The sequence below is a fragment of the Marinirhabdus gelatinilytica genome, assembly GCF_003353425.1.
Lineage (GTDB): Bacteria > Bacteroidota > Bacteroidia > Flavobacteriales > Flavobacteriaceae > Marinirhabdus > Marinirhabdus gelatinilytica.
This window is the reverse complement of the sequence record NZ_QRAO01000001.1, coordinates 1005442-1022008: the sequence shown is the minus strand read 5'-3', so window position 1 is coordinate 1022008 and position 16567 is coordinate 1005442. Positions and strand designations below refer to the sequence as shown.

Here is a 16567-nt window from a genome sequence, read left to right as displayed (position 1 = left end):
AAAACACAATACATTGAAAACAAAAAACGCCCTCATCATCTTTACACGCAACCCCGAACTGGGCAAGTGCAAAACGCGCTTGGCCGTGACCATTGGAGATAAGTCCGCTTTGGATATATATAAGTTCCTATTGCAACACACGGCTAAGGTTTCAGCAAATGTTACTGCAGATAGGTTTGTGTTTTATTCTGAAAAAGTAAGGGAAAACGACCTTTGGGAAGAAGCGGTCTTCAATAAAAAAGTACAAAATGGCGACGATTTGGGAATACGCATGCAACATGCGTTTACTGAAATTTTTGAAATGGGATACGAAAATGCCATTATCATTGGCAGCGACTTGTATGATATTACTTCCGAAGATATCAATAAGGCTTTTTCAAAATTGAACACCCACGACTTTGTACTGGGCCCAGCCAAGGATGGAGGATACTATCTGTTGGGGATGAAAATGGTGAAGGAAGAAATTTTCAGTGCTAAAAACTGGGGAACCGATACGGTTCTGAAAGCAACATTGGAAGACTTAAAAGAAGAATCGGTTGCTCAATTGGACGAGAAAAACGATATAGATTATTTTGCAGACATTAAGGATGTTGAGGCCTTTCAGCAATTTTTGCCCGCACATCTCGATAACAAATTTATTTAGAAACGAATGAAAAAATATATAAAGCAAGCAGTAGAGTTTTTACAGCAACGTGGTTTTGGAAAGCCCGAAGTAGGTATTATTCTTGGTACGGGATTGGGTAAAATCCTGGAAGACGTGGAGGTTGAAGCCGAAATGAGCTACAACCACATCCCTAATTTCCCAACCGCCACGGTAGAGTTCCACACTGGAAAATTGATCTATGGCCAGTTGGGTGGCAAGAAAGTTATCTTAATGCAGGGGCGTTTTCATGTGTATGAAGGCTACTCATTACAAGACGTAACGTTCCCCGTACGCGTAATGAAGCGTTTGGGTATCCAAAAATTATTGGTAAGCAATGCCTCGGGCGCTATAAACCTAAACTTTAAGAAAGGAGAGATTATGTTGATAGACGACCACATCAATCTACAAGGTGGTTCTCCCCTAGCCTTTAAAGGCGTAGAGAAAATGGGCGAACGTTTTGTAGACATGAGTGCCCCGTACGATGCAGAAATGAACCAAAAAATAGAAACCATTGCCAAGGAAAACAACATCAACCTACACAAAGGCGTGTATGCAAGTGTGGTGGGCCCACAACTGGAAACCCGTGCCGAGTACCGTTACCTTAAAATTATTGGAGCCGATGCTGTGGGAATGAGCACCGTGCCCGAAGTTATCGTTGCCAACCATTTGGGATTGCCCGTAGTGGCCGTTTCGGTATTGACGGACGAGTGCGATCCAGACAATTTAGAACCTGTGGACATCCCAGATATTATAACTCAAGCTGCAAAAGCAGAACCGAAGATGATTACGTTATTCACCGAACTCATCAAGCAATTGTAATATGGACAAAATTTTATCTATCGCGCTCTTGGCATTGGCAGGTTTTAAAGTTGTAAGTTCGTTTATGCAAAATCAGGAGTTTGGGACCTTGTTCGGCCAAGAAATAAACATTTGGGTATATAGAGGGATTTGGCTCGTGGTGGGCATCCTTGCGGTCTCTTCAATACTCAAAAAAATTAAGTCGAAATCTTAAAATAAGCTGAGCTTTTCAGCAAACTATAATTTAATACCTGCGTCCAGCGCACTAAAAGTATGAGCTATTTAGAAACCACACACGATGTGTACAAGGAAGCAGCCCTAACGCCAGATGTTGGGCTTTGCTGTACTACAAATCCTATTTGGGAACTGCCCGGATTAAAGATCCCAAAGATTATGCAAGAGATGAACTACGGCTGCGGAAGCACCGTGCATGCGCGGGACCTTTCCAACAACCCAAAGATGCTCTATGTGGGCGTAGGTGGAGGGATGGAACTGTTGCAGTTTTCCTATTTTAACCGAACCAGGGGTGGCGTTGTAGGTGTAGATGTGGTAGATGAAATGCTGGAAGCAAGCCGAAAGAACTTTAAAATAGCCGAAGAACAAAACGACTGGTTTAAAAGTGAATTTGTCGATCTTAAAAAAGGAGATGCCCTTAATCTTCCTGTGGAGGACAACTCTATAGATGTAGCCGCACAAAATTGCCTGTTCAATATTTTTAAGGAAGAAGACCTAAAGCGTGCCATTGAGGAAATGTACCGTGTATTGAAACCCCACGGGCGTTTGGTGATGAGCGACCCCACCTGCGAGCAGCCCATGAATGAAACATTACGCAACGATGAACGCTTACGAGCTTTATGTTTAAGCGGGAGCCTCCCCATTGCAGAATATGTAAAAGCATTGACCGATGTTGGTTTTGGCACCATAGAAATACGAGCCAGAAAACCCTACCGAATTTTAGACCCAAAAAATTATCCAACGGACGAGCTCATCTATATTGAAAGCATTGAGGTAGCTGCAATTAAAGACCCGATGCCCGAAGACGGTCCCTGCGTGTTTACAGGAAAAGCAGCAATTTATTATGGGGACAAAGATTATTTTGATGATAAAAAAGGACACGTATTGTTGAAAAACCAGCCTTTAGCGATATGCGATAAAACTGCAGGAGCACTACAGGCATTGGGAAGAGACGATATTTACTTTAGTGAATCTACCTATCATTACGACGGGGGTGGGTGTTGTTGATTTTACACGTACCTGACAGGTATATAATAACCAGTGAGGTTATGAACGCAACAAATGGATAAATACCTCAACATATTAAAGGATTCCTATCAGGGATATTTCAATTATCTCTTGGATGAAATCACCCGTTTTCACTGGGAAAACTATTTTTATGGCCTCATACTGGTTTCACTCGTGGTTTGGGGGTTGGAGTTGCTTTTCCCTTGGCGAAAAAACCAAAAAGTCTTCCGAAAAGATTTTTGGCTGGACACCTTCTATATGTTCTTCAATTTTTTTCTACTGAATTTAATTGTCCTCATTTTTCTATCCAACACGGCCGAAGCACTCTTTAACGATGCGCTGGGATTGATAGGGCTACAGGTTTCAGATTTTCAATTGGTAAACGCAGATGCACTTCCCTACGGATTGGGACTGGTGCTGTTTTTCCTCGTTTCCGATTTTGTACAGTGGAACACGCACCGTTTGTTGCACAGAGTACCTGTATTCTGGAATTTCCATAAAGTGCATCATTCAGTAAAGGAAATGGGGTTTGCAGCCCACCTTCGATATCACTGGATGGAACCGGTTGTTTACAAGTCTTTATTATATATCCCGTTGGCGATTATTGGCGGTTTTGACGTGGCAGATGTAGCCATTGTCCATTTTTTCGCCTTAACGGTAGGTCATTTAAACCACGCCAATCTTGGCTGGGATTATGGCGTGCTAAAATATATTTTTAACAATCCAAAAATGCACATTTGGCACCACGCAAAAGTAGCACCCAAAAACCATCGCTACGGTGTAAACTACGGGTTGACCTTGAGCTTGTGGGACTACCTTTTTGGCACCAACCATATCCCGCACGATGGGCGTGACATCGAGCTGGGCTTTGAAGGGGATGAAACATTTCCTAAGGATTTTTTTAAACAAGAAACATACCCCCTATCAAATAAAAGAAAAACCAAATAGTTTTTTTGCAATGAAATGATAGTAATTGCGACATACCGTATCCAAACCCATAATTTATGAAATTAGTTAGTGCCCTCCTTTTAGCCGGTTTGCTTTTTGCCTGTGGAAATTCAAAAACTGTTGCGAGCACCACAACTACCAAAATTTCCAAAGAAAAAACAACCAACGTTTCCATCGATACTGGAATTAGTATCTCCCAAGGAAGTAAAATAGCAACCACCCCCAATAAACCAACCGTAGAACCAGCCGAAACGACTGATAGAATACGTTTAAACAATACCATTACTTCTGCACCAGCAACAAAGTTCAACCACGGTGTTTGGGATACCTTATTAAAAAAACACGTTTCAGCACAAGGGGTCGTAGCTTATGATGGGTTCAGCAAAAACAGTGAGAAACTAAGAGCATATATTGACTCGCTTTCAGAAAACCTCCCCGCCGAGACTTGGACCCAAGAAGAGAAATTGGCCTATTGGATAAATGCTTACAATGCGATGACTGTAGATTTAATCCTTAGAAATTTACCTTTAGAAAGCATAAAGGATATAGACAAACCTTGGGACCAACGCCTGTGGAAACTGGGTGATAAATGGTATAACCTTGATGAAATAGAGCACCAAATTCTTCGGAAGATGAACGAACCTCGAATTCATTTCGGGATTAATTGCGCTTCCTATTCCTGTCCACCCTTACTGAACGGAGCATTTACAGCCAAAAAAGTGGATGCCCAATTGGATTTCTTGGCCAAACAATTCATTAACGACCCCACTCGAAACACCATTACTCCGGACCGGGTTGAAATTTCAAAAATTTTCAAATGGTTCGGTAAAGATTTCAAGAAAAGTGGAAGCTTGGTAGATTATTTAAACCAATACTCGGATGTGAAAATTTCAGCAGACGCCAAGGTGCGCTATAAAGACTACAACTGGGCGCTCAACAACTAAATTTTTCCTAAAACTACCCTAATCCCTTGTTAACAGTATCTTTTTTGAACTAAGCAAAATGTATATTGTATTCGATAAAAAACATTGAATCTATGAAATTTCTAAAATACGCCGCCTTGCTTTCCACTTTTGCTTTTACACTGCATAGCTGCAACCTACTCTCTGCAGCTGGTATTTCCAGCCAAGGCCAACCCACCAAAAAAGTAGAAGGTAAATTAACCTCCACCACCGCAAATAGCGAAGTAAATGTAGACCACTCCCAATGGACAGAATTGTTGCAAAAACACGTAAACGAAGAAGGGCTGGTAGACTACAAAGGGTTTAAGGAAGATGCAATGGCATTGGACGATTACCTAAATATGCTCGCTAAAAAAGACCCCAATAACGATTGGAGCGTACAAGAACTATTGGCGTTTTATATTAATCTATATAATGCCGAAACGGTAAATCTAATCTTGGAAAACTATCCCGTTAAAAGTATTAAGGACATTGAAAACCCTTGGACTGAAGGACGTGCCAGGGTGGATGGGCGTGAACTTTCCTTGGGTGGTATTGAAAACGGTATTCTACGAAAAATGAACGAGCCACGTATACACTTTGCCATTAACTGTGCTTCAATTTCTTGTCCGCCACTCATTAGGGAGGCCTATACAGCAGCAAAAATCAATGAACAGTTGGATATGGTGACCAGAAATTTTATCAACGGGCCAAAAAACAAAATAGATGCCAACACTCCAGAACTCAGTTCCATATTCAAGTTTTATCCTAACGACTGGAAAGTGAACGGGGATGTAGATCTCTTCGGCTATATTAACCAGTACAGTGACGTAAAGATAAACCCGAACGCCACTGAGACCTATCTAAATTACGATTGGGGATTGAACGAGCAATAGTTTGGCTTTAATTAACCTGAGCCCGACAAAGGACTCACGACAGCAATTTGCAACTTCTTATAAATTGTAGTTAAAAAAGAATACAACCAACCCTGTAAAATTTCCGTAAGTTTACACCTATGATCAGTATTATCATCCCAGTGTTGAACGAGGCCGAGAATATCACTTCTGTCTTGGAGCATCTTTCTAAAAATTCTTCTACCGCAAACATTTCAGAAATTATTTTGGTAGATGGCGGCAGTAAAGATGATACAAAGGATTTAATTGCTGGTTTTGCTGAAAATTCTCCACATACAATCCAACTTATTACCTCTGACAAAGGACGCGCTAAGCAAATGAACAACGGGGCTAAAAAGGCTCGTGGAAAGATATTCTATTTTTTGCACGCCGATAGTTTCCCTCCCAAGGATTTTGACAAATTGATTATTGCTGAAGTTGCAAAAGGAAACCCAGCAGGTTGCTTTAAAATGAGATTTGATAGTACCCACTGGTGGTTGCGATTGGCGAGTTGGCTCACCAAATTTTCGTGGCGTGCCTGCCGTGGTGGGGACCAGAGCCAATTTATAACCCGTGAACTTTTTGAGGAGATTGGCGGCTATGACGAAAGCTACATTATTTACGAGGACAACATCCTAATTAACGAACTCTACGCCCGCAAGAAGTTTGTAGTGATACAACAATGGATCCACTCTTCTGCCCGCTTGTACCGCGAACGGGGAATCTGGACCTTACAGTACCATTTTTGGGCAATCTACGTAAAAAGGTGGTTGGGCGCAGATGCGGACCAACTATACGCCTACTACTTAAAACATGTAAAGCAGTACCGTGCTCCAAAACCCTCGCAAGAAAAAGCCGAGGCACTACTACATGCCAAAAAGGTAATGGCAAACAAATAATTTTTAGGATTTCGTAAACACAATTTCTCTTGTTTTGGTCGTAATTTCACAATTCAACCAAAAAAAAGAAACCTATGAACATTTTTGAAGCCATTCGTGCAGATCACGATATCCAGAGAGAACTACTCGATAAAGCACTTGACACATCGGGCGACACCCAAGAACGCAAAAAGATCTGGGAAAAACTGAAAGTAGAATTAAAAGGCCACGAAACAGCCGAAGAACGCAACTTTTACAAGCAATTGATCGATAATGATATGATGGTAGAGCACACCCGCCACGGTATTGCAGAACACCACGAAATTGACGAGCTGATTACAAAAGTTGATGAGAGTGAAATGGACAGCAGTGCTTGGCTGGCCCATTTAAAAGCACTGGACCACCAAGTTCGGCACCATTTGGAAGATGAGGAAAAGTCATTTTTCCAGATGGCGGGTAAAGTATTCAGTGAATCACAAAAAACCGAATTGGCCAAAAAATACAACGCTGAAATGGAGATACAACGCAAGGAATTGTAAGAAGCCCTTCCAGCCTCGTCGAGGGGAGGAGGAACTTTTACTCGGATGAAAAAATATAACAGGTCTTTCTAAAATCTGCGAAGCGTTGAGAGTAGAAAGATAAAATCCTTGAGATCTCTTAATAGCTGTTGTTTTTATATAAAGTAAATTTTAATCTTCAGCTTCGATTTCATTAGAAATACTGTCCAATACCAATTACAAACCCATTGGTTGCATCCCGAGTGATACCATACCCATAATCTATGCGGAACACCGTATTGAAGATTCGCTTATGGATAAACCGAACACCCAAGCCTGGATATATTCGCAGGTTCTGATCGTCGCCAAAATCGCTAAAATCACCGCCGGGATTTCGCCAGCTCCCACCATCTATAAAGGCATTTCCCTGCAGCACAAACCAATCTTTTTCAAACAGTGTATATCTATACTCGGTATTTAGCACAATGGCCGCTGTACCGCGGTCAATCGTGTTTCCTACACCACGGATGTTCAAGTTATTATCTACCGCAAAGGGAGCGAAGGGACTCTCATTGTTTGTAGCCACACCTAGGCGCAGTCTATTGGCCCAGTTACCTTTTTCACCTACTCTTTTATAATAGATAAAATCGTTGAAGCCAATCAAGAATTCCGGCAATGCTTCGTTACGGGATGTTACATATTGAAAATTTAACGTGCTCTTAAATCCCTCAACAAAATAATAATAGGGTTCAACGTTGTTATATTCGTATATCAGTTTGTACAGAAATTTGTCAACTTCCAAGAACTGTGGCACTTCAGGGCTCACGGCCCCATTTTTATAAGTGTAGGTTTCAGTAAAATAATTGACCCCCGCCTCTACCCTATGCTTATAGTTGAATTGGTACAGCCCCAAAATTTCATACGAGGTATTATTGTATTTATAATCTGCCGTTCCAGAGTCTAGGAATACAGGTTCTTCAGTGGTCAGGTTTTGATAGTTTAGGGACAATCCCGTTTTTTTACCGAAGAGAAATGGTGCCCGAAAATTCACTCCAAAACTATTATAGATATCTTTTTGATAATACCCCCCAAAAATTAAATTTCGCCCCAACCCATTGAACTCGTAAAGTCCTAGGCGATACGCAAACTCATCGTCATTGGTGGTATACACATTGGCAGAAGGGATAATGGTGAAATTTTCTTCAAACCCGTATACAATCTTATAGTTTCCATCCTTCTTTGGAACAACTTGATAGTAGGCATGTGCAATACCGGGGAGCCGTTTTAATTGGATGATATCTTCTTCCAATTTCGTAGAATCCAGTACCTGTCCTATTCGCGATTGGGTGATTTTTTTGATGAAACCGGCACGTGTTTTTTTATTGTTTTGATATTCAAGCTCGGTAACTTCTTGAGCCCATACCGTGACACAGCTTAAAATCACGAATAAAAAAAGGATGTTTTTCATCTATGGGCTTCTTTTTCAAAATGCTGCTGTATGGTATGTTCCACGGGTTTGTTCTGCGGCGTGAACATTGTGTTTTCAGGACCGCCAACAGCAGCGTCGTCTATAAACCATTTCCAGATAAACCCCCCAGCAAACCAAGGTTCTGGGTATATTTCAGTAAAAAAGGCACTGTAGAGATTGTTCTGGGCCTCTAAGTTCAGTCCTTCCATTTTACGATCGCTTTTCCACGGTTCCTTGCCCGAATAGTCCACACTACGGTAGCCATATTCAGTGAATAAAATGGGACGCTTTTGTTGTTCTGAAAAAGTCATCATTTCAGATTTCCACCCCTGCCAACCCTTTTGTGCATCTTCCACAGTAGGCGTTCTAAGGTTGGAAACAGGGAAATATCCGTCCACCCCTATAAAATCAAGTTGTTGCCAAAACGGAACACGCTTGTACTCGTCCCAATTTGCCGCATACGTCAATTTTCCTTTAAAAACTTGTTTCACTTCTAAAATGAGCTGCTCCCAAAATGTGGGGCGTTGCGCAATAAACTGTTCCAGCTCGGTACCGATACAAAAAATCTCGACATTAGTTTCTTCAGCAAGTTCGGCATAGAGTAAAATGAATTCCCTGTAGGATTGCTCTAGCGTTTTCCAGTCTTCTTCCGAGGTCATTTTTAGGTATCCCGTGAATTCGCCATGCCGAATCCAAATTTGCGGCTTCATCATTATGCCAATATTATTCTTTTGAAACATCTCGATATATTGCTGTACCCCTTCTCTCCGCTCTCCATACCACTGCCTATCTGTATTGAACGAAAGCGTTGGGTTTATCAAATCCCGTATAAATGCAAAGGGCATCACGGCCGCATAGTTAGCATTAAGGTTTTTAACCTGCTGTACCTGTTCTTGGGTAGTAGGGTCTCCAGAAGCTACATAGCTCACCCCATTGATTTTTTTGGGTTGAGATGTACAACCCTGTAAGAAAAAGATAAAAACGAATAGGTGAATACAATGCTTCATATACATATGGTTTTGAGCCTTCAAGATAAAAAAATCCTTGCCCCCAATTCTTAAAATACCGCTCTCAATCCTAAATTAAAGGTTTCTCCCAAGCCAGTGTTGCTACCACGAACAAAATTGGTATACAAAATTTCAACATTCAGTTCGTTCGTGAGTTGGTACTTTGCCCCTCCGCCCACGGCCGTAAAGTCTTGCTCGAAATTATTACCCAAATCGATACGCTGGCTGTGCTGAGCTAGCGCCAAGACAGTAAATTTTGAGCTAGGGAAATAACTGAAGAATACCCCTGGGGTCAAGTTTAGGCTATTGTTCGCAAAACTTTCTGTCTCATCCCCAAAATTCAGCTCAGCATTCAGTTCAGTAAATAATTGAAAAGCATCACCGGGAAAGGTATAATCATAAAAAAATCGGTTCTGCCAGATAAATCCTTTCTGGTCCAGGAACACACCTTCTTCCACTTCATTATCTACCAAGGGGATAAAAAAGGATGATTGAATGGAAAAATTGCTCGCCGTTGCAAAAGGAACCACTTTAACCGAGGGGGCTATACTCGTAAACCCGCTACGGGCCGTACCCCGCTCACCATCAAAACTGAATACATCCAACGCATCGCGATCTGCCACCACATTGCTCCTAAACTCAAGAATGAGGCCCACGTTCACTCGCTTGGTATCACTTACACCCGTATATCCTTCAACAGTAGAGGTAAAGAATGTTTCTCGAGGTTCAGTACCATCAGAAAAGGTGCTCTCAGTTTGGGTGTAGAGATTATTGAACCATTTAATATCGAAATGTCCCCTGGCAATCAACTTCGAAGGCGTTAAGGTTTGGATCACTGAGCCGGCTTTTTCTTCTTTTTCCTGTGAAGATGCAGTGGTTGTTATAATACTGAAAAGCAATAAAATGGAAATTATTTTTAGGTTTTTCATAGTTTTTTTTGTTTTAACTTCCTTTCCTAAGTGTTATGCCTTCCTCTCTAAAAAAAATCTTCGGAGGCAAGCAAGGGAGAGCGAGTAAAGCCTCCCTGTAAAATTCTTTCAATCAACGAAAAACACACAAGAAAAAGGCAGAGTTCAGAGGCATGTTCACTGCTCATTCAAGCGCCAATCATATGTGTAATATGTTACTTTCGCATCGATTGGCACCTTTTCCTTTCGGTAGTTGTTAAGAAAATCTATTTCGTTTCCATTTTTTAAAAAATCTTCTTTGTACCATTTAAATATCTCAGAGAATGCCACCTTATTTCCTTTTACCCTTATAAAATTAGGGTCATTCAGCGCTCGTACCGTTTGCTGTTGGAGCAAAGCTTCGAGATTTGAAGGTGTATAGGCTTTCGGTATGATGGGTGGACACCCCAATGCGCCGCATACCAGCACAAAATGGAATCGGGGCTCGTTGAAGGTTGCTCGCAATTTCTTGTTTTCAATATCATTCAGCGTGATTTTAGTACCACCCAGCTCATATTTCGTTGTGTCAAAAAATCCTTTCTTGTCCAATGGGGATGTGATGGGCCAATTATCAACAATTCCCTTGATCACTGCCAGGTTATAGGCGTTTATCCAGAACGCCTGGTATTTCTTAGCATCCGAAGGTGAAACTGAAATGGTAGCAGCCGTAGTCAGGACTTTTTCCAATTTTGAAGGATCTTTGGCAAGTTCTTTATAAGCAATCTTTCCGTTGGAAACATACGTACTGAAAACGCTATCGGCTTCATCAAAAAAAGTTGCTAGGTTTTGTGAATTCCCATTGGCCACTAGAAAAATGAAAAAGAGAAATGAAAGGAGCAAAGATTTTTTCATGGTTTATTTTTTGTGCTCTTTCAGTCAGGTTCGAGATAGATTGCTTACAAATCGATATATTAAATTTTTCACGATACAAATTTTCTCCACTTCCAGTGTGTGGTCAAAAATTAGTATCTTCAAACAATGAAATTATAGGTAGTGTGTAATGTTTTTGCATTTCATTACGACCTATCCAGCAGCTTTCTAGAAAACCACCAACCCCTTGGGCCTTTTATATGGAACACATCGTTATTATTGGAAATGGAATTGCAGGCGTTACGGCTGCAAGACATATTCGAAAACTCTCCGACAAAAAAATCACGATCATCTCTGCAGAAGCAGATCATTTCTTTTCCCGAACCGCATTGATGTATGTGTACATGGGCCATATGCGATGGACCGATATTGAGCCCTACGAACATTGGTTCTGGAAAAAAAACCGATTGGAACTAAAAAATGCCTACGTCTCAAAAATTGAGACTGACAAGAAAACCCTTCAATTTAAAGAAGGTGGCACGATACACTACGACAAGCTCATTATCGCTTCTGGTTCTACTACAAACACCTTTGGTTGGGAAGGCTTGGAAAGTAAGGGAGTGGTTGGGATGGTTACCAAACAGGATCTGGAACAAATAGAAAAATATGCCCCAAACAATAAAGAGTGCCCACGAGCCGTATTGGTGGGTGGTGGTTTGATTGGAGTAGAACTAGCCGAAATGCTCCGCACCCGAAACATCGAGGTTACCTTCTTGATACGTGAAGAAAACTTTTGGAACAGCGTGCTGCCCCCTGGAGAAGCTGCTATGATTTCAAGACACGTTAAAAGTCACGGAGTTGATTTGCAAAACAACACCAACCTCGATACCATTCTGGCCGATGAAAAAGGAAAGGTCCGTGCCGTGACCACCAAGGAAACTGGCGAGGAAATCCCGTGTAGCATGGTTGGCATCTGTACTGGTGTAAAGCCTAATATTACTTTTCTAGAGGGAAGCGGCATTGAAACCGACAAGGGAATTTTGGTGAACCGAAAGTTGGAGACCAACGTAAAAGACATATACGCCATTGGCGATTGTGCCCAACAACGAGAAACCATTGGCAACCGGAAACCCGTAGAAGCGGTCTGGTACACAGGACGTATGATGGGTGAGACCGTAGCGCAAACTATTTGTGGAAATCCTTTTGAGTACAATCCTGGACATTGGTTCAATAGTGCCAAGTTCTTCGATATTGAATACCAAACCTATGGCTGGGTGTTCCATGAACCGAAAGAAGGCAACACACATTTTCATTGGCACCATGAAGATGACACCAAATGTATCACTATTGAATATGAAATAGAAAGCCGAAAATTCTTGGGGATAAACACCTTTGGCATAAGGTTGAAACACGAAACTTTTAACCAATGGTTGAATGAGGACCGTACTATGGATTTTGTAATAGAAAATTTCAAACAAGCGAATTTTGACCCGGAATTCTATAGAAATTTTGAAAGCGAGATTTTGAAGGAATTTCAAAACACCAAAACAGAAACCGTATAAACTATGAGCACTATTCAACGAGATATGTCCCTCACAGGGCAACCACCCAAGAGCATAAACACCATTCAAAAATTCGGGACTGTTATCGGTCTATTTGGTTTGGCACTCATACTTTTAGCTAGTTTCAACAGTGTTTTTCCCAATAAGGGCCTATGGCTCACTATCGCATTGACCAGCTTAACGGGTGGTATTATATTATTTGCCTACGGTGCCTATGCACACAAACACGAAGGCATAAAGAACGATGGTGTGTATTTTAAATCATTATCAAGCCGTGGTTTTTGGGCGTGGGTCGTTGGGCTTGCATTGACTGGTTTTTATATCGTATTGTATTTCTTCCCTTACTATTTAGGACTGAGGCAGGAAGGCGACAATACTGGGATTATTGCCCTGTTTGATCCTTTGAGCAAATTACTTAGCGGTAATCCTGCGAGCCAATGGTTTGTGTACGGAACCCTCTACACCATTGCTATTTTTGCCTTTGGGATTAAATTCTTCCTGAAATATCGCCACAACCGCTACGAAAGGCTACGCACCATAAGCGTCATGTTTTTTCAAACATCTTTTGCCTTTTTGATTCCAGAGTTTATGGCACGTTTGAACAGCGATGATTTTTCCTTGCCCTACTACGATCTCAAAAATATCTGGCCACTCAATTATTACAATTTTGAACAATACCGGGTGGATAGTTTTATCTCGGCAGGCGATGTAGGATTGATACTTCTATTATTTGGGATTGCCTCCATCTTCATCATCACCCCCATCCTTACCTATAAGTACGGTAAACGCTGGTATTGTAGTTGGGTTTGTGGTTGCGGTGGTCTGGCTGAAACTGCTGGAGATCCTTTTAGACATTTAAGTGACAAGCGGCAAGTTGCTTGGAAAATAGAACGCTGGGTAGTTCATAGCGTATTGGTCTTTGTGGTGGTTATGACTACAGCTGTGGTGTATTCCTACCTAGGGGATGATAGTTCCAAATATTGGCTTACCAAGGATACATTTTTAATTGGAGTTGCCGTATTTTTAGGCCTCCTCTTTGCCGCTATATGGGTTTTTAAAAGACAAGAGCTGGCGAAAGATGCACGTTATGGTGCCATTGGCTATTTGGTGATTGTGCTGGCCTTGATTGGTTTGCATTACTCCACGGGAAAAAACCTGTTTCTTTTTGAAGCAGAAAGTCTTCGGAAAAGCTACGGGTTTTTGATAGGGGCTATATTCAGTGGGGTTATTGGCACCGGGTTCTATCCCATTTTCGGAAACCGGGTTTGGTGCCGTATGGGTTGTCCTATGGCAGCCATTTTAGGGTTGCAACAGCGATTGTTCAGTAAATTCAGGATTACTACCAATGGAGGCCAATGCATATCCTGCGGTAATTGCTCTACCTATTGCGAGATGGGAATAGACGTAAAGGCCTATGCACAAAAGGGCGAGAATATTATACGTGCCAGTTGTGTTGGTTGCGGAATTTGCTCTGCAGTTTGTCCGCGTGGGGTGCTGAAACTGGAAAACGGTCCCTTGGAAGGACGGATTGATGCCAAGGAAGTTTTGCTTGGTAACGATGTAGATTTAATGAAACTGATGAACCAAAAGCCAAGCCCTAGCGAGTACATTCAAAAATAACAGCTGAAGCTAAGCGTAGTTGGCTATATTTGCGCATTGGCCCTAACCTTCCGAAGCAATCGTTATTAAACCGAAACCTAGTATAGATATAATTATCCCCGCCTACAACGAGGCAGACTCCATAGGGCTCGTAATACGCGATGTCCCATCTTTTGTTGAAGAGATCATAGTGGTTTCCAACAACTCTACCGATACAACTGAATCTGTAGCAAAACAAGCGGGAGCAACCGTACTTCAGGAAAATAGAAGGGGCTATGGATATGCCTGCTTAAAGGGAATGGAATACATTTCAGCAAAAGAGAAACATCCAGAGATCGTAGTATTTTTAGATGGTGATTATAGCGATTATCCCGAGCAACTCCCCCAACTAGTTGCCCCTATTATAGAAAAAAACATCGATTTTGTAATTGGTGCTCGTGTAAAACGACTTAGGGAAGATGGAAGCATGACCTTCCCGCAACGGTTTGGAAATTGGCTCGCTACCACCTTGATGGCACTTTTTTTTAATTCGAGGTTTACAGATCTTGGTCCGTTTAGGGCCATTACATACAAAAAACTGCTGGAATTGGGTATGGAGGACAAAACCTATGGCTGGACCGTGGAGATGCAACTAAAAGCCCTTAAGAAAAAATATAGCTATACCGAAGTACCCATGAAATACCGTAACCGTATAGGCACCTCAAAAGTTTCGGGTACCGTAAAAGGTGCTATATTTGCGGGGGTCAAAATTTTAAGCTGGATATTTAAATACACGTTCAAAAAATGATTCTTGAAACCATTGTCATGGTTGTTTATACTGCTGCGTTATTGCTCATCCTGCTCTACGCATTGGCACAGCTCAACTTGCTTTTCAACTATCTTCGGAACAGGAAAAAGAGTGACAGATGTGCCAAGTTTGATCTTACCAATCCTGAAGAAACACCTTATGTAACCATCCAACTTCCCGTGTACAACGAACTGTACGTGATGGAGCGCCTGCTGGACAATATTGCTGAAATAAACTACCCGAAGGACAAACTGGAAATTCAGGTGCTGGATGACAGTACGGACGAATCTTTCGAGACCACTGCTACCCAAATAAAAAAACTCCAAAGAACCGGTCTGGACATTATACACGTAACCCGTAATGACCGAAAAGGCTTTAAGGCTGGAGCCTTAAAAGAAGGATTGGAAACGGCCAAAGGTGAGTATATCGCAATTTTTGATGCCGACTTCCTCCCGCAGAAAAATTGGTTGCTCAACACCATTCCCTATTTCAAGGATCGAAATATCGGGGTTGTCCAGACTCGCTGGGGTCATATAAATAGGGATTATTCGTTATTAACACGTGTTCAAGCCTTTGCGTTGGATGCACATTTCACCTTGGAACAAGTAGGCCGAAATAGCGAAGGACATTTTATAAATTTTAACGGTACCGCAGGTGTTTGGAGAAAACAATGCATCATAGATGCCGGCAATTGGGAGGGCGACACCCTTACCGAAGATCTGGACCTAAGCTACCGTGCACAATTAAAGAATTGGAAATTTAAATACCTGGAAGAAGTAGAAACCCCTGCCGAACTACCAGTGGTGATAAGCGCTGCACGTTCACAACAATTTAGATGGAACAAGGGCGGTGCCGAGAATTTCAGAAAAATGCTGGGCCGCGTTTGGCGCAACAAGGATATTTCCTTTAAAACCAAGATACACGGAACACTACATTTATTGAACAGCACCATGTTCCTGAGTATCTTGATCGTGGCCATCCTAAGCATTCCCATGCTGTACATTAAAAACGAATATGCCCATTTAAAGTATTATTTTATCATAATGAGCTTTTTTGTGGTAAGTACACTTATCTTTTTTATCTGCTATTGGTTTACCTTTAAAAAGATAAACGGTGGTGGCTTTATGAGTTTCTTGGAATACATTGGAATGTTCTTTATCTTCTTCTCTATTGCCATGGGCTTCTCGGTGCACAATTCCATTGCTGTGCTAGAGGGACATCTGGGGAAGAAAAGTGAATTTATACGTACTCCAAAATTCAATGTAAGTACGCTAAAAGATAGTTGGAAGGGTAACAAATACCTCAAGAACAAGATTTCACCCAACATTTTGATAGAAGGCATCCTAATGCTCTATTTTGGTTTTGGGATGTATTCTGCTTTTATTGTGGGGGACCAGGGAGGCGATTTTGGCTTGTTCCCATTTCACCTCATGCTTTTCATTGGGTTTGGCTTTGTGTTTTTTAAGAGCCTTATCAGTAAGGCATAGTCAAAAAAAATCCGTTACTTTAAACCGCTAACCAGATTCAGCTTACTCACTCGTGTACAT

17 protein-coding genes are annotated in these 16567 nt (G+C 41.6%); 13 read left to right on the top strand and 4 right to left on the bottom strand.

All coding sequences use genetic code 11. The annotated features are described in order from the left end of the window. The first annotated feature begins 13 nt into the window (after positions 1–13). The 9 genes from C8D94_RS04650 (at position 14) to C8D94_RS04610 (ending at position 6882) form a co-directional block, all read left to right on the top strand. Complete coding sequence (locus C8D94_RS04650) at positions 14–643, top strand: TIGR04282 family arsenosugar biosynthesis glycosyltransferase (RefSeq protein ID WP_245946182.1); 630 nt, start codon at positions 14–16, stop codon at positions 641–643. Positions 644–649: 6 nt separating this feature from the next. Further along, a complete protein-coding gene (locus C8D94_RS04645; RefSeq protein ID WP_115122706.1) occupies positions 650–1462 on the top strand; it encodes a purine-nucleoside phosphorylase in 813 nt (270 codons plus the stop codon). Position 1463: 1 nt separating this feature from the next. Beyond that, on the top strand, positions 1464–1655 hold the full coding sequence (locus C8D94_RS04640; protein WP_115122705.1) for a hypothetical protein: 192 nt from the start codon (positions 1464–1466) through the stop codon (positions 1653–1655). A 59-nt stretch (positions 1656–1714) separates the two neighbouring features. Next, positions 1715–2683, top strand: coding sequence for an arsenosugar biosynthesis arsenite methyltransferase ArsM (gene arsM, locus C8D94_RS04635; protein ID WP_115122704.1), 969 nt, complete (start codon positions 1715–1717; stop codon positions 2681–2683). Positions 2684–2737: 54 nt separating this feature from the next. Beyond that, positions 2738–3631 (top strand): sterol desaturase family protein, encoded by an 894-nt coding sequence (locus tag C8D94_RS04630; protein ID WP_115122703.1) that lies wholly within the window; start codon positions 2738–2740, stop codon positions 3629–3631. A 56-nt stretch (positions 3632–3687) separates the two neighbouring features. Continuing rightward, entirely contained in the window at positions 3688–4575 is an 888-nt protein-coding gene (locus tag C8D94_RS04625; protein WP_115122702.1) for a DUF547 domain-containing protein, read from the top strand. A gap of 92 nt (positions 4576–4667) precedes the next feature. Beyond that, on the top strand, positions 4668–5468 hold the full coding sequence (locus C8D94_RS04620) for a DUF547 domain-containing protein (protein ID WP_115123035.1): 801 nt from the start codon (positions 4668–4670) through the stop codon (positions 5466–5468). Positions 5469–5587: 119 nt separating this feature from the next. Further along, positions 5588–6364 (top strand): TIGR04283 family arsenosugar biosynthesis glycosyltransferase, encoded by a 777-nt coding sequence (locus C8D94_RS04615; RefSeq protein ID WP_115122701.1) that lies wholly within the window; start codon positions 5588–5590, stop codon positions 6362–6364. A 74-nt stretch (positions 6365–6438) separates the two neighbouring features. After that, the gene (locus C8D94_RS04610) at positions 6439–6882 is read left to right on the top strand and encodes a hemerythrin domain-containing protein (RefSeq protein WP_115122700.1); all 444 of its coding nucleotides are present in this window, start codon (positions 6439–6441) and stop codon (positions 6880–6882) included. Between the two features lie 172 nt (positions 6883–7054). Here the strand turns inward: C8D94_RS04610 and C8D94_RS04605 are convergent, their stop codons facing one another. The 4 genes from C8D94_RS04605 to C8D94_RS04590 all read right to left on the bottom strand — a co-directional run bounded on the left by C8D94_RS04605 (position 7055) and on the right by C8D94_RS04590 (position 11114). Further along, complete coding sequence (locus C8D94_RS04605) at positions 7055–8308, bottom strand: BamA/TamA family outer membrane protein (RefSeq protein ID WP_115122699.1); 1254 nt, start codon at positions 8306–8308, stop codon at positions 7055–7057. Further along, positions 8305–9315, bottom strand: coding sequence for a glycoside hydrolase family 113 (locus C8D94_RS04600; protein WP_115122698.1), 1011 nt, complete (start codon positions 9313–9315; stop codon positions 8305–8307). The genes C8D94_RS04605 and C8D94_RS04600 overlap by 4 nt, the downstream gene beginning before the upstream one ends. Positions 9316–9365: 50 nt before the next feature. Then, entirely contained in the window at positions 9366–10244 is an 879-nt protein-coding gene (locus tag C8D94_RS04595) for a hypothetical protein (RefSeq protein WP_115122697.1), read from the bottom strand. A gap of 156 nt (positions 10245–10400) precedes the next feature. After that, on the bottom strand, positions 10401–11114 hold the full coding sequence (locus C8D94_RS04590; RefSeq protein ID WP_115122696.1) for a DUF547 domain-containing protein: 714 nt from the start codon (positions 11112–11114) through the stop codon (positions 10401–10403). Positions 11115–11332: 218 nt separating this feature from the next. On the opposite strand from C8D94_RS04590, the gene C8D94_RS04585 reads away from it, so the two are divergent. The 4 genes from C8D94_RS04585 (at position 11333) to C8D94_RS04570 (ending at position 16507) form a co-directional block, all read left to right on the top strand. Continuing rightward, the gene (locus C8D94_RS04585; protein WP_115122695.1) at positions 11333–12634 is read left to right on the top strand and encodes an NAD(P)/FAD-dependent oxidoreductase; all 1302 of its coding nucleotides are present in this window, start codon (positions 11333–11335) and stop codon (positions 12632–12634) included. A gap of 3 nt (positions 12635–12637) precedes the next feature. After that, positions 12638–14254 (top strand): 4Fe-4S binding protein, encoded by a 1617-nt coding sequence (locus tag C8D94_RS04580; protein ID WP_115122694.1) that lies wholly within the window; start codon positions 12638–12640, stop codon positions 14252–14254. 64 nt (positions 14255–14318) lie between these two features. Continuing rightward, positions 14319–15020, top strand: a complete 702-nt coding sequence (locus C8D94_RS04575; protein ID WP_115122693.1) for a glycosyltransferase family 2 protein — start codon at positions 14319–14321, stop codon at positions 15018–15020. Further along, on the top strand, positions 15017–16507 hold the full coding sequence (locus C8D94_RS04570) for a cellulose synthase family protein (RefSeq protein ID WP_115122692.1): 1491 nt from the start codon (positions 15017–15019) through the stop codon (positions 16505–16507). The genes C8D94_RS04575 and C8D94_RS04570 overlap by 4 nt, the downstream gene beginning before the upstream one ends. Positions 16508–16567: the final 60 nt, after the last annotated feature.